Source organism: Microbacterium sp. C7(2022) (assembly GCF_028823665.1).
Lineage (GTDB): Bacteria > Actinomycetota > Actinomycetes > Actinomycetales > Microbacteriaceae > Microbacterium.
Genome location: NZ_JAPEHV010000002.1, coordinates 308,922 through 327,776, shown reverse-complemented (window position 1 = coordinate 327,776; position 18,855 = coordinate 308,922). Strand labels below are relative to the sequence as shown.

Below are 18,855 nucleotides of genomic sequence, written 5' to 3'. Positions count from 1 at the left end.
GAACTTTTCCATCGAACCTGGCCCGCGCCCGCCCGTGCTCGGTCGCTTAGGCTCGGGTCGTGAGCATGATGCGAGGTGGTGGCGGGGGACACCAGGGCTTTCGCCCGCCCGATACTGAGGCGCAGCGCCGGCAGAACGCGCAGGCGCCGAAGATCCCGCACCTGGGTCATCGCATTGTTGAACTCTTCCGGCCATACCGCTGGAGCATCGCCGTCACTGCTGTCCTGGTCATTGCCGGTGCGTGTATCGCTGTTGTGCCGCCCTTGCTCGTTCAGCGCATCTTCGATGACGCGCTCTTTCCGGTCGACGGCTCGGCTCCCGATGTCCCGCTGTTGTGGGAACTGGTGCTCGCCACGATCGGCCTGTACCTGCTGGGCGCCGGTGTTGGAGTCACGCAGACATGGTTCACCTCCACCGTGGGAAACAAGGTCACCGGCGACCTTCGAGTGCGCCTTTTCGATCACCTGCAGGCGATGGAACTGGGCTTCTTCACGCGGACCAAGACTGGCGTCATCCAATCGCGTCTGCAGAATGATGTCGGGGGCGTCTCGGGAGTGCTGACCAACACGGTCACGAGCATCCTGGGGAACACCGTCACCGTCGCCGCATCCCTCGTGGCGATGATCATCATCGACTGGCGGTTGACGATCATCGCCGTGATCATGATGCCGGTGCTCGTCGCGGTACAGCGGCGAGTAGGGCAAGTGCGGGCGCGGATCGCCGCCGAGACGCAGGAGTCGCTGTCGGAACTGACGGCCATCACTCAAGAAACTCTGAGCGTCTCAGGGATCCTGCTGTCGAAGTCGTTCAATCGCCAGATCACCGAGTCGCGGCGCTATCGCGCCGAGAATCTGAACCAGGTGAGGCTCCAGGTCCGTCGGGCGATGAGCGGACAGGGATTCTTCGCGGTTGTGCAGGTGCTCATGGCCAGTGTGCCGGCAGTGATCTACCTCGTCTCGGGCTACCTCATCTCGGGCGGCACGGATGTACTTACCGCGGGAACGATCGTCGCATTCACGACCGTCCAGGCGCGATTGCTCATGCCGCTCATGGGGTTGATGCGGGTTGCCCTGGATCTCCAAACCTCTGGTGCATTGTTCGCCCGTATTTTCGAGTACCTCGACCTCGTGCCGGCGATCCGCGATGCGCCGGATGCCCTCGATGTCGCACGTGCGAGCGGCCCGGTCGGCAGTGTGGAGTTCCGGGAGGTGGTCTTTGCGTACCCCGATGCAAGCGAAGGCTCACGGCCTACCCTGGACCGCGTCTCATTTCGTGTGGAGCCTGGGCAGCACGTGGCCTTCGTCGGCCCATCGGGCGCGGGCAAGACCACGGTGCTCTACCTGACCCCGCGAATGTACGAGGCCAGTGCGGGCACGGTGATGTTCGCTGGCGAGGACGTTCGCCGACTGCGGCAGGAGTCGATCATCGACCATGTCGGCATCGTGTCTCAGGAGACGTACCTGTTCCACGCGTCGATCCGCGACAATTTGCGGTATGCCCGGCCCGGGGCCACCGACGAAGAACTCGAAGCGGCTTGTCGTGCCGCCAACATCCACCACGTGATTGCCGGCTTCGAACGGGGCTACGACACGGTCGTGGGCGAGCGGGGCTATCGCCTGTCGGGCGGTGAGAAACAGCGGATCGCGATCGCTCGGGTGCTTCTGAAAGACCCGGCTGTGTTGTTGCTCGATGAGGCCACTTCGGCGTTGGATGCCGTGTCTGAGCGCGCCGTTCAGGATGCTCTCGACGCTGCCGCACGCGGTCGGACCACGCTGACGATCGCGCACCGCCTGTCGACGGTGCGAAGCGCCGATGTCATCCATGTCGTCGACGCCGGACGAATCGTCGAGAGTGGCACCCACGAGACACTGCTCGCTCACGGCGGACTCTATGCCGATCTCGCGGCCGAGCAACTCGCGGCGTCGCGGATCCTCGAAGACGAAGAACGCATCGAGGCGGCGCGCGAACCGTCGTAGGTCCTACCAGCTGCGGGCGAGTTCGAGGGCGGATGCTGCGCCGGACTCGCGCGGCAGCGTGACGTCCTCGACGTGGGCGTCAAGCCGTCGAACGAACGCACCGATCGCCGTGCGGTAGGCCGCATCGGGGTGATGTTCGCCGATCGCGACGAGGGGAGGCAGGTCGAGAGTGAAAATCAGCGGCAGCCGCTCTCGAAGCGCGTCGTCGAACCCGCCCGCTCGAAGAACATCAAGCCCGGCTTCTAACGCCTCGAGATAGTCGCGGAGCACCGTGATCTCGTACTTGTGCTGCGTGATCGAGGAACCGTCCGCGCGTTCGCGCCACTCGACCACGACATCCGGGATCACGTCGAACGCGTGAGCACCCGTATACATCCGCTGAGCGACCACCTGGTCTTCGTACGCTTTCCCCTCGGGAAACCGCAATGAGAGTCGCCGCCAGAACTCAATGCGGCTCATCTTCGACCACGCGACGATGTTTCCCGAGGCCGCCGCATGCTCTCGCAGAGTGACGGCGGACCGCCGCGGATCCGTTGCGCGAGCCACCCAGGGTTGAACCTGTCCGGGCGCGTAGCCGCCGGTAGGCGTCGGCCTCAGGCGTACGTATGCGCCGGTCACGAAATCGCTCCCGCTGGACTCGAGACTCGACCACAGGCGGTGCAGTGCTTCCGGGCGCATGATGTCGTCGGCATCAAGGAACGCGACGTATTCGGTGTCGACCCGTTCGAGCGCGGCGTTGCGGGCCGCGCCGAGCCCCCGGCGCATGGGCTGGTGGAGCACGCGGAATCGTTCGTCCCGCCCGGCGTACTCGTCGAAGATTCGGCCGGTCTCATCGGCTGAGGCGTCGTTGACCAGCACTGCTTGCCAGCGCGGCATGCTCTGCGCGCGCAACGATTCGAGCGCTTCGCTGGCGAAGGTGGCGACATCGAAGCCCGGCACGATGACCGTGACTACGGGTGCGGGCGTCAGGGTCACGCGCTCGATCGTACGGCAGTGACGGATGCCGCCACCGCCGCTGCGACGTCATCGAGCGGTTCGCGCATGTGGTGCCCGAAGGTGAACCGCACCGACGTCTGAGCGACCTCGGCGGAGATCCCCAGGGCGATGAGTACGTGGGACGGTTCGTCGCTCCCGGCCGCACAGGCAGAGCCGCTCGAGCTAACGATCCCACGGCGTTCGAGTTCGAGGAGAACTGCTTCACCACTCGTTCCCTCGAAGGTGAAGCTCGCCGTCCCGGGAAGGCGTCGGTCTGGGTCGCCCGTCAGTCGCGCCGCGGGTACCGCGGCCAATACCTCGGCGATGAAACGCTCGCTCAACGCGCTGACGTGGGCCGCGGCATCCATTCGCTCGCGCTCTGCCAACTCGAGCGCGGTCGCGAAGCCCACTGCACCAGCGACATTCTCGGTACCCGAGCGCTTCCCGCGTTCCTGACCACCGCCGTGAAGGAGCGGCTCCAGCGGCACGCGACCGCGCACACCGAGCACTCCGACGCCTTTCGGCGCCCCGATCTTGTGCCCCGCGAGTGAGATGGCGTCGTACCCCAACGGTGCGATGCCCAGGGGCAACCACCCTGCGGCCTGCACAGCGTCGATGTGCAGCAAGGTGGGGGTGCCTTCGATCAGCGCAGCGATGGACGGGATGTCCTGTATCGTTCCGACCTCGTTGTTGGCGTAGCCGATGCTCACCAGCGCGGTGTCAGTGTGAAGCGCGGATGCGACAGTGTCGGGGTCCGCGATGCCGGTGGGAGAGACCGTCACCTTCGTGACGGCGAACCCATGGAGGCGTTGGAGGTAGTGCGCGGATTCGAGGATCGACTCGTGTTCGATCGGGGTCGTGACGATGTGGCGCCGACCGCTCATCTGCCAGGCGCCGATGCCGATGCCCTTGACAGCGAGGTTGTTGGCCTCGGTACCACCCGCGGTGAAGACGATGTCGCCGGGGCGCATCCCCAGCACGCGCGCCACCCGTGCGCGGGCATCTTCAAGTGCGCCCGCCGCGGCTTCCCCGACCGTGTGGTGGCTCGACGGGTTACCGAAGTACCGGGTGAGGAAGGGCGCCATCGCCTCGAGTACCTCGGGGCGGATGGGAGAGGTGGCGGCGTTGTCGAGATAGCGCACGATCAGTCGGCGTCGATCCGGATGTCGAGGCCGAGATCGAGCGCGCGCGCCGAGTGAGTGAGCGCCCCGACCGAAATCACGTCGACGCCAGTCTCGGCGATCGCACGGACGGTGTCGAGCGAGACTCCGCCCGATGCCTCGACGGTGGCACGACCGGCGACTTGTGCGACTCCGGCCCGCAGGTCTTCGAGCGAGAAGTTGTCGAGCATGATGGTGCCGATGCCGGCGGCGAGCACGGGCTCGATCTGGTCGAGCCGATCGACCTCGACTTCGAGGTGACTCGTGTGGGGGAGCCGCTCCATCGCTGCGGCGAGAGCATCGGTGATGCTCGCTCCACCTCGCGTGAGGATAGCTAGATGGTTGTCTTTGGCCATCACCGCGTCCGATAACGAGTACCGGTGGTTGCGGCCACCGCCAGCGCGCACCGCGGCCCGTTCGAAGGCGCGCAGTCCGGGCGTGGTCTTCCGCGTGTCGGCAATGCGTACGCCGGTGTGCGCAACCGCGTCGACATACGCGCGGGTGAGACTGGCGATACCGGACATTCGTTGGGCGAAGTTCAAGCCGATTCGCTCTGCGGTGAGCACGGCGCGCGCCGGGCCCGACACAGATGCCAGCACGGCTCCCGCGGCGAAGCGGGCGCCGTCATCGACGGTGAGCTGGACGACGACGCGCGGGTCCGTGAGTCGAAATGCGGTGGCGAACACCTCCCCGCCGCTGAATACACCGGGCTCCCGCGCGACCAGGTCGGCGTGGGCGGTGGTGTTCTCGGGAATCAGGTACTCGCTGGTCAGATCTCCCCAGGGGGCGTCTTCCTCGAGCGCAGCCCCCACGACGCGCTCGATGTGGGCAGGGGTCAGCATGGGATCACCTCGTGTTGCGTGGCCGTGGCATCCGAACGGAAATGGGCTCCGACGGAGTCAGTGCGGCGAATCGCCGCGAGCACAAGGTGCTCGGCCACCAGGAGCAGGTTCTCGTTCTCGTAGTCAAATTCGGTGCGCGCCGTGCGGGGTTGGCCCCGCCATGCGGCGATCACCTCGGCAGCATGCGCCAGACCGGCCTCGTCTCGCACGAGGCCCGCGTGCTCCCACAGCAGAGCCTGCAGCGCGTGCCTCGAGAAGGCCGGCGGTGCGGGGAGTGGATCGACCCGGTCGGGGATGCTGGGCTCTGGATGCTGTTGCGGCCACTCGTCACGATCTGCATCGGCGGTGAGAACATCACCAGTGCGGGCGCCGAAGACGGCTCCCTCAAGGAGCGAGTTCGACGCGAGTCGGTTGGCGCCGTGCACGCCGGTGCGTGCAGTCTCGCCGACCGCATACAGACCCGGCACGGTACTGCGGCCGTAGAGGTCTGTCGTCACGCCGCCCATCAGGTAGTGCGCGGCGGGGGTGACCGGGATCGGCGTGCGCGCCCAGTCGTAGCCTCTCGCGCGCACCGCGCGGTCGATCGTCGGGAAGCGCTCGGCCAGGAACGCGGCGCGCTCGTCGGCATCCTCGGAGTGCACGTGGGTGGCATCCAGTAGCACCGCACGTCCGTCCTGTGCGTTCATCTGTGCGGCAATGGCGCGCGCAACGACGTCGCGAGGTGCGAGTTCGCCATCGGGGTGAGCGTCGAATGCGAAGCGACGCCCGTGTTCGTCGATGAGGGTCGCTCCTTCGCCCCGCACGGCCTCTGAAATCAGGAAGGCCTGGCCCGCGGCGATGATCGTCGGATGGAACTGGACGAACTCGAGGTCCTGCACGTGCGCACCGGCGCGAAGAGCGGCGGCGACACCATCGGCGGTTGCGACCGTGGGGTTGGTCGAGTGGGCGAACAGCTCTCCGGCGCCACCGGTGGCGAGAACCACCGCGTCTGCCGGCAGCGTGAGCGCATTGCCCGGTGCGTCGGGAGCCTCGCCGACGAGGAGCTCGACCCCCCTCGCGCGACCGCCTCGCACGATGACATCGATCAAGAACGCGTGCTCCATCACCTCGACGCCCGAGGAGCGAAGGTGACCGACGAGAGTCTTCTCGATGGCGGTGCCCGTCGCATCTCCACCCGCGTGAAGAATGCGCGGGTACGAGTGTGCGGCTTCGAGGCCTTTGACGAAGGCGCCGTCCGGTGCCCGATCGAAGCCGACCCCGAGAGAGATGAGTTCGCGGATCCGCTGAGGTCCCTCTTCGGCGAGAACGCGAACTGCTTCTTCATCGCATAGTCCCGCTCCGGCAACCAACGTGTCACGCACGTGGTCTTCGACGCGGTCGTCATCGAACATGACGCCCGCAATTCCACCCTGGGCGTAGCGGGTGTTTGCGTGATCGAGGACGTCCTTCGTCACGAGGGTGACGCGGCAGCCGTGCGCGGCGGCATGCAGCGCCACAGTCACGCCGGCGATTCCGCTGCCGACGATCACCGCGTGCGTGGTCACGAGGCGACCGCCGCGGGGGGCTTGGCTGCCAGCATCCGCTCAAGGGCGACGCGTGCGGGCGCCGCGACATCATCGGTGACAGTAATGCGGTTGCGTGCGTTGCCTGCCACGAGTTCTTCGAGCACCCACGCCAGATAGCCCGGGTGGATGCGGTACATCGTCGAGCACGGGCACACGACGGGATCGAGGCAGAAGATTTCGTGTTGCGGGTACTGGGCTGCCAGCCGCTGAACGAGGTTCACCTCGGTTCCGATGGCGAAGGTCGTGGGCTCGGATGCCGCGGCGATCGCCTTGCGGATGTAGTCGGTCGATCCCGCCTCGTCTGCTGCGTCGACGACCTCCATCGGGCACTCGGGGTGCACGATCACTCGTACCCCGGGGTGCTCGGCGCGTGCTTGTTCGATCTGGTCCACCGAGAACCGTCGGTGGACCGAGCAGAACCCGTGCCACAGGATCACCCGTGCGTCGGCGAGGGCCGCGGCATCCGATCCACCAAAGGGCTTGCGCGGATTCCACATCGGCATCTGATCCAGCGGGACGCCCATGGCCTTGGCGGTGTTGCGGCCCAGGTGCTGATCGGGGAAGAACAGCACGCGACGGCCACGCTCGAATGCCCACTCGAGGACCGTGCGAGCGTTTGAAGACGTGCACACGATGCCCCCGTGGCGACCGACGAAACCCTTGATCGCGGCCGAAGAATTCATGTATGTCACAGGGATCACGGGAACGCGTCCCTCGGCGTCCGGCGCCGACATGTCGCCGTAGACCTCTTCGAGCTGTTCCCAACACTCTTCGACCTGGTCGATGTCGGCCATATCGGCCATCGAACACCCGGCTGCGAGATTCGGCAGGATCACGGCCTGGTGAGGCTGCGAGAGCAAGTCGGCGGTTTCAGCCATGAAGTGCACCCCGCAGAAGACGATGGCCTCGGCATCGGGATGCTCGAGCGCGGCGTTGGCGAGCTGGAACGAGTCGCCCACATAGTCGGCGTGGGTGACGACCTCTTCGCGCTGGTAGAAGTGCCCGAGGATGACCACGCGCTCGCCGAGCGTCTCTTTGGCGGCGACAATACGCGCGGCAAGCTCTTCTTCGGAGGCATCGCGATACTGCTGGGGCAGTTCGCCCTGGCGCGGAGATCCGGTCGGGATGACATCGCCCATCGAAGAGCCGGGGCCGTAGCCGGGGCGAGCGTCGAAGTCCCATGGTCCCGCGGCAAGGTCGGTGTTACACGTGTCGCCTGACGCGGTGCCGGAGACGATCGACTGGATCGCGTGATCGACGGATGGGTCGAGCGGACGTGGTTCGAGGGTGATGTTCACAGCAGGCATTTCAGCTCGTTTCAGTGGCGTACGTCGAGCGGGCCGCGATCGGCGAGTTCGACATCGGGGTTGAAGCGGTACACGCGTGCCGGGCGATGGCTCCCGGTGCGAAAGCGATCGGTCGGGATCAGCGTCCCGGTGCCCTCGACCTGCCGACGGAAGTTCGCCGGGTCGAGGCGGCGGCGCAGGATCGATTCGTACACCTCGCGAAGTTCGGCGAGGGTGAACTCATCGGCCAGCAACCCGTGCGCAATGCGGCTGTAGCCGACTTTGTTGCGCAGGCGCCAGAGTGCGTACTCGACGATCTGGTTGTGATCGAAGGCGAGTGTCGGGAGGGCGTCGGCATCGAACCACTCCACATTGTCATCCGACGAGTCGACGACTTCGTCGGGACGGATCAGTGCCCAGTAGACGATGGAGACGACGCGCGTGGGGGATCGGTCGACGGCTCCGAACGCGTAGAGCTGCTCGAGGTAGCTGGGGGCGATCCCGGTGGTCTCTGCGAGGGTTCGGGATGCCGCGGCATCCAATCCTTCTCGAATATCGAGCCACCCACCAGGCAGAGCCCACTGGCCTGCGTGGGGATCGCGCATGCGGCGCACCAACGGCAGGGCGATGCTCGCGCGATCGGCCCCCTCGCGGCGGCGCAACGTGAAGATCACCGTCGATACGGCGACACGCGTCGCGTCTGCGTCCGGTGTAAGGCCGGGTGCGCTTTGGTTGCGAGTGCTTGTTAGTGTCATGGTGACCATTACTCCACGATCATCTTAGTGTCGCGATGACACAAAGGGCAAAACGGAGTCGCGCCATCGGCATTTTCATAGATTGCGCACATACGCTGATCACCCATTCGTGCGCTCGTGCGCAGATCGCAGAGGAACCCCGTGCTCGTCGTTGACATCGTGCTGATCGTGATCCTGGTGATTGCGCTGGCCGCGGGGGCGTCGCGGGGGTTCACGGGCAGCATCGGCGTCTTCGCCGGAATCGCGGCGGGTGCTGCTGCCGCCTACTGGCTCGTCCCGCTGCTCAATGACTGGTGGCCCTGGCCGCAATGGCGGCTCTTGGCAAGCGTCGCCGCCGCGATCGGACTGATCCTCGTGGGTTCGTCGTTGGGAGCCGCGGCTGGCGCGGCCGTGCGTCGCGGTGTGGATCGCACCCCGCTTCGCGGATTCGATCGTCTGCTCGGTGCGCTCACCGGCGTGGCTGTCTCCGCCCTCGTGATCTCGCTCACGGCGACCGGGCTGATCGCTGCCGGCGTGCCGATCGTCTCGTCCGCACTGTCCTCGTCGCAGGTGGTGCGAACGATCGACTCTCTGACGCCGGACCCGGTTGACCGTGCCCTCGCGGAAGTGCGAGCGATCGTCATCGACGAGGGCCTGCCGCAACTCGGTGAACTGCTCGAGGTCACCCCGACGCAGACGATGCCCCCGGTGGATCTGGAGGATCCGGCGCTCGCGCAGGCAGCCGCTTCTGTCGCGCGCGTCTCGGGTACCGCATTTGCGTGCGGTCGCAGTTCGACCGGCAGTGGCTTCGTGATCGCCGACGACCGTATCGTCACCAATGCTCACGTCGTGGCGGGAGTAGACCAGCCGCTCGTCGAACTGCCTGGGCGCGCTGCGCAAGAAGGACGTATCGTCTACTTCGACCCGGTGGATGACCTCGCCGTGATCGCGGTGGACGATCTCGACGCCCGGGTGTTGCCTCTGAGTCGGACACTGGATGCGGGGGCCGCCGGTGTCGTGCAGGGGTACCCTCTGGGCGGGCCGTTCACCATGGTGGGCGCATCCGTGCTGTCCGTGGGAAGTGCGCCGGTGCCCGACATCTACGCCGAATCATCGGCATCCCGTGAAATCTATGCGCTCGAGGCGACCGTGCGTCCGGGGAACTCGGGTGGCCCACTTCTGACCGGCGAAGGCGCGGTGGCCGGAGTCGTCTTCGCCCGCGCGGAGGCCGACGAGAACCTGGGCTACGCGATGACCATTGCCGAACTGCTGCCGGTCGTCGCGCAGGCGGAATCCCTAGAGCGCGCCGTGTCGTCGGGATCGTGCGTCACGGCGTGATTTGAGAGCAATTGTGTGCGGCGAGCGCACCGGTGACCGATATGCTGGCCACACATGTCAATATCGGCCGATGACCCGGGCGGGAGAGCCTCGACAGTTCGTGTGTCGAGCACCGAAGGAGCAAGCCTCCCCGCCAATCTCTCAGGTACGCGTACCGCCCTGGTCGGCCAACTCTGGAAAAGGCGCTGCGTCGCAGGGCCTGCCGACGGTGAAAGCCCGATCGATCGTTGCTGTAACGCGACGTCGGGTGAAACTCTCAGGCCAATGACAGAGGGGGAGTTCCTTCGGGCGTGATGCGCCCACCCGATCCGACGGGAGAACTCATGACCGACCCCCGCACGACGCCCCTGCACGAGCGCCATCACGAACTCGGGGCATCCTTCACCGACTTCGGCGGCTGGCTGATGCCGGTGCGCTACAGCTCGGACCTTGCCGAGCACCATGCTGTGCGCAGGGCGGCCGGGCTCTTCGACATTTCGCACATGGCCGAGTTCATCGTGGCCGGCCCTGACGCCGCTGCATTCCTCGACTTCGCGTTGGCCGGAGCGATCTCGCCGATGAAGGTGGGGCGTGCAAAGTACTCACTGGTGCTTGCCGAATCCGGCGGCATTGTCGATGACGTCATCGTGTACCGGCTCGCCGATGAGCGCTTCCTGGTGATCGCGAACGCGGGCAATCGTGATGCGGTCGCGGCCGCGTTCGACGAGCGCTCGGAGGGCTTCGCCGTCCCCGAGGCTCCCGCAGAAGACACTGGCGTCGTACCTGTCCACGCCTCCGGGCTGGTCACCGACGTCACCGATGAGTTCGCCCTTCTCGCTGTCCAGGGGCCGATCGCGCGCACCGTCGTGGAAGCGACGGACGGGATCACCGGCATCACGCCCGCGCTGGCCGACCTCGGCTACTACGCGTGGGCGGCGGGCGAGTTCCGCGGCGTGCCTCTCTTCGTCGCGCGCACCGGCTACACGGGTGAAGATGGCTTCGAGTTGCTCGTACCGATCTCGCACGCGCAAACGTTGTGGGACGCCCTTTTGATCGCGGGGCAGCCACACGAGCTCGTACCCGCGGGCCTTGCATCGCGCGACACGCTTCGCTTGGAGGCGGGGATGCCGCTCTACGGGCACGAGCTGTCGCTCGACACGGTACCCGCGCAAGCAGGCCTGGGCCGGGTTGTCGCCCTGAACAAGGACGACTTCGTCGGGCGTTCGGGCCTCGCGAGCGTCGTCGCCGTGGACGCACCCGTGCTCGTCGGTCTCGCCTCCGAGGGCAAGCGTGCGGGACGCGCCGGCTATGCCCTGTATGACACGGCAGACGGTGGCGAGCCGGTGGGCGAGATCACCAGTGGTGCGCTCAGCCCGACGCTCGGGCACCCCATCGCGATGGCGTATGTGGTTCCGCGCGTGGCCCACCCCGACACCACCCTCTACATCGACGTGCGGGGGACGCGCATCCCCGCCACCGTGACCGCCCTGCCGTTCTATCGGCGAAGCAACTGACCTGGAGTAGACAATGACCGACCTGAACACCCTCAAGTACACCGAAGAGCACGAGTGGATCGCCGTGGACGGTGACATCGCCACCGTCGGCATCACCGACTTCGCCGCCGACAAGCTCGGCGACGTCGTGTTCGTCGAGCTGCCCGATGCGGGATCGACCGTCGCCGCGGGCGCCGTCTGCGGCGAGATCGAATCGACCAAGTCGGTCGGGGAACTCTACGCGCCGCTCAGCGGTGAAGTCGTCGAGATCAACGACGCCGCGGTGGACGACCCGTCGCTCGTCAACTCTGACGCCTTCGGCGAAGGCTGGCTCATCAAGATCCGCATCGAGTCCGGCGCAGCAGAGGGCCTCCTCGACCGCGCGGCGTATCTCGAGCTCACCGGCGGTGCCGAGTGACAGGGGCTTTCGCGGCGCGTCACATCGGGACGGATGCCGACGCCCAGCGCGTCATGCTCGATGCCCTCGGGTACGACAGCGTCGATGCCCTCGTGCGCACGGCGGTGCCGGCATCCATTCACTCCACTGCGCGCGCCACGAGCGATCTCTTGCCCGCGGCCACCGAGGCCGAGGCCCTCGCGGAGCTGCGCGCCTTGGCGTCGCAGAACCGCACCGCGCGACCGATGATCGGCCTCGGTTACTACGACACCTTTACTCCCAGTGTGATCGCGCGCAACGTGCTCGAGAACCCCTCGTGGTACACCGCGTACACCCCCTACCAGCCCGAGATCAGCCAGGGGCGCTTGGAAGCTCTCATCAACTTCCAGACGATGGTGACCGACCTCACGGGGTTGCAGACCGCCAACGCCTCGATGCTCGATGAGTCGACCGCCGTCGTCGAGGGGATGCTGGTTGCCCGGCGTGCCTCGAAATCGAAGAGCAATTTGTTCCTCGTCGACGCTGACGCGCTGCCGCAGACGCATGCTCTCCTCGGTCACCGGGCCGAAGCGCTCGGCATCACGCTGGAGATCGTCGACTTCGAGGCTGCCGACGTGGCGTCGCTGCCCGAGGCGTTCGGCGCTTTCGTGCAGTACCCGGGTGCGTCGGGACGGGTGTGGGATCCAACGGATGTCATCGCTGCCGTGCACGCGCACGCCGGAATCGCTGTTGTCGCCGCGGACCTGCTCGCGCTGACGTTGTTGCGCTCGCCCGGCGCGCTCGGAGCCGACGTAGCCGTGGGCACGACCCAACGGTTCGGCGTCCCGCTCGGGTTCGGCGGACCGCACGCAGGATACATGTCGGTCCGTGCGGGCCTTGAGCGACAGCTCCCCGGCCGGTTGGTCGGAGTGTCACAGGATGCCGTCGGCCACGCCGCCTACCGGTTGTCGCTTCAGACGCGCGAGCAGCACATTCGCCGCGAGAAGGCCACGTCGAACATCTGCACCGCGCAGGTGCTGCTGGCCGTCATGGCCTCGATGTACGCGGTCTACCACGGCCCGCAGGGGCTCACCGCAATTGCCACCGAGGTGGCAAAGAAAGCGGAAGCCTTGGCGAACCGGCTGCGTTCCTACGGGCTCACGCTGGTGTCTGACGCGTTCTTCGACACCGTGCGCGTGCGGGTGCCCGGGCTTGCCTCGCGTGTCATCGACCGTGCGCGCGAGCGGGGGTACCAGCTGTACGCAGTCGATGAGGCGACGGTGGCCATCTCGGTAGACGAGACCACCACGACCGAAGACCTCGCCGCAGTGGCCTGGTCCTTCGGGCTTCCCGAAGGGGAGTTCATCGGCGAAGGAGACCAGGGTGAGCGCGCTCTGTCGTATGACGATGCGACGCCGATTGCGGCAGTGCCAGCATCCCTCCACCGTGTCGAGGACTTCCTGACGCACCCCGTGTTCACATCGCATCACTCTGAAACCGCCATGATGCGCTACCTGAAGCTGCTCGCTGATCGGGATTACGCGCTTGACCGCGGCATGATTCCGCTGGGCTCGTGCACGATGAAGCTCAATGCCGCGACCGAGATGGCTGCGGTGTCGTGGCCGGAGTTCTCCCGCGTGCACCCTTTCGCGCCCGAAGCGGACGTGCACGGCTACCTCGCCCTCGTTGAACAACTCGAGCGCTGGCTTGCCGAAGTGACGGGCTACGACGCCGTCTCACTGCAACCCAACGCCGGCTCCCAGGGGGAGCTTGCGGGCCTGTTGGCGATCCGGGGCTACCACCACGCGAACGGCGACGTCGATCGCACGGTGTGTCTCATCCCGTCGTCGGCACACGGGACGAATGCAGCATCGGCGGTGCTCGCCGGCATGAAGGTTGTCGTTGTCGCGTGCGACGAGGCCGGAAACGTCGACCTCGACGACCTGCGCGCCAAGATCGCCGTGCACGCCGAGACTCTGTCGGCGTTGATGATCACGTACCCGTCGACGCACGGTGTCTACGAGCACGACGTGCTCGAGATCACCCAGGCGGTGCATGACGCCGGCGGTCAGGTCTACGTCGACGGAGCGAACCTCAATGCGCTTCTCGGGTACGCCCGCTTCGGTGACCTCGGCGGTGACGTGTCGCACCTGAACCTGCACAAGACGTTTGCGATCCCGCACGGCGGTGGCGGCCCGGGGGTCGGCCCTGTTGCGGCAAAGGCGCACCTCGCGCCGTACCTGCCCGGGCATCCGTTCGATCAGCGTGCAGATCACGCGGGCGGTGTGTTCTCCGGCGGAGCGGTGTCGGCGGCCCCGCATGGTTCGGCGAGCATCCTGCCGATCTCGTGGGCGTACGTGCGCATGATGGGCACGGAGGGGCTTCGGGATGCCACGGCTGCCGCGGTGCTCGCGGCGAACTACATCGCGTTCCGCCTGCGGGACCACTACCCGGTGCTGTACGCCGGCGAAGGGGGCCTCGTCGCGCACGAGTGCATCCTCGACCTGCGGCCGCTGCGCGAGTCGACGGGGATCACGGTGGATGATGTCGCCAAGCGCCTCATCGACTACGGATTCCACTCGCCGACGATGTCGTTCCCCGTCGCCGGGACGCTCATGGTGGAGCCCACCGAGTCGGAGGACCTGGGCGAAATCGAGCGCTTCATCGAGGCGATGATCGCGATCCGCGCTGAAGCAGATGCCGTCGCCGCGGGGGAGTGGCCGGCCGACGACAACCCGCTCGTGAACGCGCCGCACACCGCGGAGTCGGTCGTGAGGGGCGAGTGGTCGCACCCGTACTCGCGCGAGACCGCGGTGTATCCGGTGTCGTCGCTCGTGCGCAACAAGTACTGGGCGCCGGTGCGGCGCATCGATCAGGCCTACGGCGACCGCAACCTCGTGTGCGCATGCCCGCCCATCGAAGCGTTCGCGTAAGACGTCTCTGACTTCGTTCGGTGAAGGGTGGGGTGGATGCCGCGGCATCCACCCCACCCTCGCTCGTTGCGCTGGCGGCGGTGCCGAGACAGTGTGCGTGCGCCGACTGCGGCGCCGAGACACGCTCGCTGCGCTGAGACACGGTGGCTACCGCGGGGTCTCAGCGCACGCACTGTGTTTCGGCAAACGCCCGGGGGAGTTCGCGGTTCCCATCCGCGCCGCGGCACGGCCCGCACCTCTCAACGGTGTCGCGAGAGGGTGGCGAGCATCGCGCGCTGCGGATCAGCGACGACCTGCACGCCGGCCGCGAGTAGTTTTTGAGCGAGCGGATCCACGCGTACGGCGTCGCGCATGTCCCACCGAGCAAACCCGCCCAGATGGCGACGAAGTCGGTCTTCGCGCGTCTTCTCTCTGATCAGCGCGGACTTGATCTTCTCGGCGTCGCCGTCGTACTTGCCGTAGCCGTCTGATTCTCCGACCATCGCGCCGTGACGCCAAAAGAAGTCCGGCCGATCCGTTTCGCCTTCGAAGTGAAACTCCTCTTGTAGGGCGGGCTCATCGAATCCGCACCACTCGATTACCGCTCGACTCACAGATTCGCCGACGGACTCCGCTACGCCCGACGCGCGCGCCCACAGCCACTCGAGCACCCGCACGCCGCGGCGTGCGCATTGCGCTGCCGCAATCGAGGCGAGTTGGTCCAAGCAACAGGCATGGCCCATGCGCGCGGACAGCGATGCGTCAACAACTGCGAGCCCGCGCGCCGGCGAGAGGACCCGCCCCAGGTCGACAACCGTCTCGGGCAGCGACGTCGCGAGCAGCCTCGTCCGACCGATCGGGCTGATCTCCCGCGAGTCCCGACTGGTGTGGACTTCGACGTCGCCGTAGCGCACTGAACGCTTTCGATCTGGATCGAACAGGTGGATGCTTGAAGGTTCGCCGAACACGGGCAAGCCGTGCAGCACCGCCGCTGACTCCAGCGCGAACACCGCGGAGGATGAGGTGAGCGCATACGCATGCACCCTCGCGAGGTAGCGACCCCAGGGGGCAAGGGTCGCCCACTCGTCGGCTTGCGCATATACGCCGTGGCGCACCCGGTGCAGTTGCGGTTGAGCGTGGGGGCGGAAACCGGCCATTCGCGCATCCGATGCGCGCAATAGTGCGATCGGAGCCCCGTTGACGGGTGTGAGAGGGAGGGACATTCCATCCTGGTGTGCCACGCATCTGCCGCGCGGAGCCGCTCCCGGATGGATGGTGGATGGATGCTGGCGCCGTACCTTCTGTGGAGGAGGAGGCGCGTCCACTCAGACACGCCCACTGCGGCGAAAAACAGCAGTAGGCGCTGTGTCTCGGCGCTCGCAGAGTGTTTCGGCCTGGTGGGGCGATGGTAGCCAGAGGCTACGTCAGGAGGTTGGAGTAGGGGTCGGCGGGGGAACCGTCCCGAAGAGCGCAGGCCACAGCGCGACGGCCAGTGGGTACCCGACGAACGCCACGATGTCGATGAGCGTGTGCGCGAGCACGAGAGGCATGACGCGACCCCACCGCTTGTAGCACCAGCCGAAGACGACACCCATGACGAAGTTGCCGATGATCGGACCAATGCCCTGGTACGCGTGATACGCCGCGCGGAGTGCCGCCGTCGAGAGGATTATCGCCCACCAACCCCATCCCAGTCGACGGAGCCTGTCGAACAGGTAGGCGATGAAGATGACTTCCTCGGTGAGGCCCGCCCGCAGCGCCGCGAGCACGAGGAGCGGCACCGTCCACCAGGCCGCATCCAGCGGTGAGGCCTGAACCTGAACGGTGATGCCGAGTGCGCGGCCCACCGCATACAGCGCGAGGCCGGGGAGGCCAATGGCCGCGGCCAACAGGAGAGCGCGGGCGATGTCGCCACCGAAGCGGCGAAAGTCCAGTCCGATCCGGCGCAGCGCATTGCCTCCGGGTTCCCAAAGGAGAAAGACGACAAGCGCGACGAGCGACAGTCCGAAGAACACCGAGAGCACCTGGTAGAGCACATCCCAGAACGCCGCGACGTCACGCGACGGGTTCAGTTGGGTCTGTTGATCGCCGATGGGCGTCGGGCGAAGAAGTGCCCGTGTGAGCGAGAGCACGGAGTAGACCGCGGACTGCCCGACGGTCACCGCCAGGACGATGGCGATCTCCCACCACAGCCGAGGGCGGTCGGAGTTTGCGCGCGTTTCCGCCACGTTGTGGACTCCCTCTCACCGAGCCGACGGCCATCGGCGTGATGTTGTCAGAATGCCACATCGATCGCCGATTGAGTAAAGGGCATGTAACGTTTTCGGCATTCGTTTTGATCAAGGTTGCAAGCGCGCCTATCGTTTACACATTCGTGTCCGGCGATGCACAGCGCATTCTTCGGGCACACATATCCCTTGCACAGGAGGAATCAGGGTGAAGATCACACGTCTGGGTGCAGGCCTGGGCATCGTCACGGTGGGAGCGCTTGCTCTTGCCGGATGCTCGGTCCCGTACGAGTCGGAGGTCATCGAAGACACGGAAATCACCGTGTCGTGGAATGACATCATCGACAACTTCAACACCAGCAGCACGTCGGGTAACAACGTCGCCAACAGCAACGTCACGTACCTCACGACGAGCGGCTTCAACTACTACAACGACTCGCCCGAGCTCGTACAGAACACCGACTTCGGTTCGTACGAGAAGACCAGCGACGACCCGCTGACCGTGGAGTACACGATCAACGACAACGTCACCTGGTCGGACGGTGTGGCCGTCGACGAGGCCGACATGCTTCTGTCATGGGCCTACATCTTCCAGGCGTTCGAAAACGAAGAGGGCGGCGCGCTCTTCAACTACGCGAACCCCCGCGCGGACCTCGCGTCCGAGCTGCCGGAGATCGACGACCACAAGCTCACGCTCGTCTACGACGTGCCGTACGTGGACTGGGAAGTCCAGTTCGCTGTCGGCTCGGTCGCGGCTCACGCAGCCGTGATGCTCGCGTACCCCGAGATCGAGGACCCGCAGGAAGCCAAGGACCAGCTGGTCACGGCTATCCAGGAGGGCGACACCGAGTGGCTCACGCCCGTCGCCGAGGCATGGGAAGCCGACTTCCAGTCGCCCAACACGCCGGAGAACCCGCTCGTCAACCTCTCCTACGGTCCGTACATCGTTGAGGACCTCGTCGAGGAGGACTACGTCACCCTCGTCGCAAACGAGGAGTTCGCATGGGGCCCCTCGCCCAAGTACCAGCGCATCACGATCCGTCAGATCGCTGACGCGACCGCGCAGGTGCAGGCTCTGCAGAACCAGGACGTCCAGGTGGCCTCGGGCCAGCCGACGCCCGACGTTCTCGAGCTCGTGCAGTCGACCGACACGGCTGACTACTACACGGGTGACGAGGCAACCTACGAGCACGTCGACCTGACGTTCAACAACGGTGGCCCCTTCGACCCCGCAACCTACGGCGGCGACGAGGAGAAGGCGCGTATGGTTCGCGTCGCGTTCCTCAAGACCATCCCGCGTGAGGAGATCGTCGAGAAGCTGATCCGTCCGCTGAACCCCAACGCCGAGGTCCGCAACTCGATCCTGCAGATCCCCGGTTCGCCGATGTACGACCCGATCGTCGAGGCGAACGGTTCGGCCGAGTACGCTGACGTCGACATCGAGGGCGCCAAGCAGCTCCTCGCCGACGCTGGTGTCGAGACGCCCGTCGAGGTCAAGTTCTGGTACCCCGAGGGCAACGCACGCCGCGCCTCGGAGTACGAGCTGATCGCCACCTCGGCAGCCCTCGCCGGCTTCGACGTGGTCGACGACTCGGAGCCCAACTGGGAGTTCACCGACACGACCGCATTCCCGGTCAACCCCCACGACGCGGTCATCTTCGCGTGGGCATCGACGAGCCTCGCGCTCACCGGTACCGACCAGTACCTCGGAACGGGCCAGCCCTCGAACTTCGGTGGCTACTCGAACGAGTCGGTTGACACCCGCCTGAAGGACCTGGAGACCGAGCTCGACGAGAACGAGCAGATCCAGATCCAGATCGACGTGGAGAAGGAACTGTGGGCGGATGGCTACGGCATCACGATCTTCCAGTTCCCGGGTCTCACGGCATGGGACAAGGGCGTCGAGGGCATTGCCCCCGCACCGCTGGCTCCCTACTACTTCTGGAACTTCTGGGAGTGGGCGCCGACGAGCGGTTCGGCTGCTGAGTAAG

14 protein-coding genes and 1 riboswitch are annotated in these 18,855 nt (G+C 66.3%); of the genes, 6 read left to right on the top strand and 8 right to left on the bottom strand.

Annotation, left to right across the window (positions count from 1 at the left end; all coding sequences use genetic code 11):
• The first annotated feature begins 68 nt into the window (after positions 1–68).
• Complete coding sequence (locus ON062_RS03620) at positions 69–1,976, top strand: ABC transporter ATP-binding protein (protein ID WP_274645882.1); 1,908 nt, start codon at positions 69–71, stop codon at positions 1,974–1,976.
• A gap of 3 nt (positions 1,977–1,979) precedes the next feature.
• Here the strand turns inward: ON062_RS03620 and ON062_RS03615 are convergent, their stop codons facing one another.
• From ON062_RS03615 to ON062_RS03590, 6 genes are read right to left on the bottom strand one after another with little or no spacing between them, the layout of a single operon-like run.
• Positions 1,980–2,951: a glycosyltransferase family 2 protein gene (locus ON062_RS03615; protein WP_274645756.1), complete on the bottom strand. Its 972-nt coding sequence runs from the start codon at positions 2,949–2,951 to the stop codon at positions 1,980–1,982.
• Positions 2,948–4,093 carry a cysteine desulfurase family protein gene (locus ON062_RS03610; protein ID WP_274645755.1) on the bottom strand — a complete coding sequence of 382 codons (1,146 nt, stop codon included), beginning with the start codon at positions 4,091–4,093 and terminating at the stop codon, positions 2,948–2,950. Before ON062_RS03610 ends, ON062_RS03615 begins: the two co-directional genes overlap by 4 nt.
• 2 nt (positions 4,094–4,095) lie before the next feature.
• The gene (nadC, locus tag ON062_RS03605) at positions 4,096–4,953 is read right to left on the bottom strand and encodes a carboxylating nicotinate-nucleotide diphosphorylase (RefSeq protein ID WP_274645754.1); all 858 of its coding nucleotides are present in this window, start codon (positions 4,951–4,953) and stop codon (positions 4,096–4,098) included.
• Complete coding sequence (gene nadB / locus ON062_RS03600) at positions 4,947–6,497, bottom strand: L-aspartate oxidase (protein ID WP_274645753.1); 1,551 nt, start codon at positions 6,495–6,497, stop codon at positions 4,947–4,949. Before nadB ends, nadC begins: the two co-directional genes overlap by 7 nt.
• The gene (gene nadA, locus ON062_RS03595; protein WP_274645752.1) at positions 6,494–7,825 is read right to left on the bottom strand and encodes a quinolinate synthase NadA; all 1,332 of its coding nucleotides are present in this window, start codon (positions 7,823–7,825) and stop codon (positions 6,494–6,496) included. Before nadA ends, nadB begins: the two co-directional genes overlap by 4 nt.
• A gap of 11 nt (positions 7,826–7,836) precedes the next feature.
• Entirely contained in the window at positions 7,837–8,559 is a 723-nt protein-coding gene (locus ON062_RS03590; protein ID WP_274645751.1) for an NUDIX domain-containing protein, read from the bottom strand.
• A 141-nt stretch (positions 8,560–8,700) separates the two neighbouring features.
• On the opposite strand from ON062_RS03590, the gene ON062_RS03585 reads away from it, so the two are divergent.
• From ON062_RS03585 to gcvP, 4 genes are all read left to right on the top strand, one after another.
• A complete protein-coding gene (locus tag ON062_RS03585) occupies positions 8,701–9,876 on the top strand; it encodes a MarP family serine protease (protein WP_274645750.1) in 1,176 nt (391 codons plus the stop codon).
• Between the two features lie 70 nt (positions 9,877–9,946).
• Positions 9,947–10,043: riboswitch (glycine riboswitch) on the top strand.
• A 156-nt stretch (positions 10,044–10,199) separates the two neighbouring features.
• On the top strand, positions 10,200–11,369 hold the full coding sequence (gene gcvT / locus ON062_RS03580) for a glycine cleavage system aminomethyltransferase GcvT (RefSeq protein ID WP_274645749.1): 1,170 nt from the start codon (positions 10,200–10,202) through the stop codon (positions 11,367–11,369).
• A gap of 13 nt (positions 11,370–11,382) precedes the next feature.
• A complete protein-coding gene (gcvH, locus tag ON062_RS03575; RefSeq protein ID WP_274645748.1) occupies positions 11,383–11,766 on the top strand; it encodes a glycine cleavage system protein GcvH in 384 nt (127 codons plus the stop codon).
• On the top strand, positions 11,763–14,657 hold the full coding sequence (gene gcvP / locus ON062_RS03570; RefSeq protein WP_274645747.1) for an aminomethyl-transferring glycine dehydrogenase: 2,895 nt from the start codon (positions 11,763–11,765) through the stop codon (positions 14,655–14,657). Before gcvH ends, gcvP begins: the two co-directional genes overlap by 4 nt.
• A 239-nt stretch (positions 14,658–14,896) precedes the next feature.
• Here the strand turns inward: gcvP and ON062_RS03565 are convergent, their stop codons facing one another.
• Positions 14,897–15,793 carry a hypothetical protein gene (locus ON062_RS03565; RefSeq protein WP_274645746.1) on the bottom strand — a complete coding sequence of 299 codons (897 nt, stop codon included), beginning with the start codon at positions 15,791–15,793 and terminating at the stop codon, positions 14,897–14,899.
• A gap of 267 nt (positions 15,794–16,060) precedes the next feature.
• Positions 16,061–16,864 (bottom strand): CPBP family intramembrane glutamic endopeptidase, encoded by an 804-nt coding sequence (locus ON062_RS03560; protein ID WP_274645745.1) that lies wholly within the window; start codon positions 16,862–16,864, stop codon positions 16,061–16,063.
• 208 nt (positions 16,865–17,072) lie between these two features.
• Between ON062_RS03560 and ON062_RS03555 the strand changes: the two genes are divergently transcribed.
• Positions 17,073–18,854, top strand: coding sequence for an ABC transporter family substrate-binding protein (locus tag ON062_RS03555; protein WP_274645744.1), 1,782 nt, complete (start codon positions 17,073–17,075; stop codon positions 18,852–18,854).
• The last annotated feature ends 1 nt before the right edge of the window (position 18,855 follow it).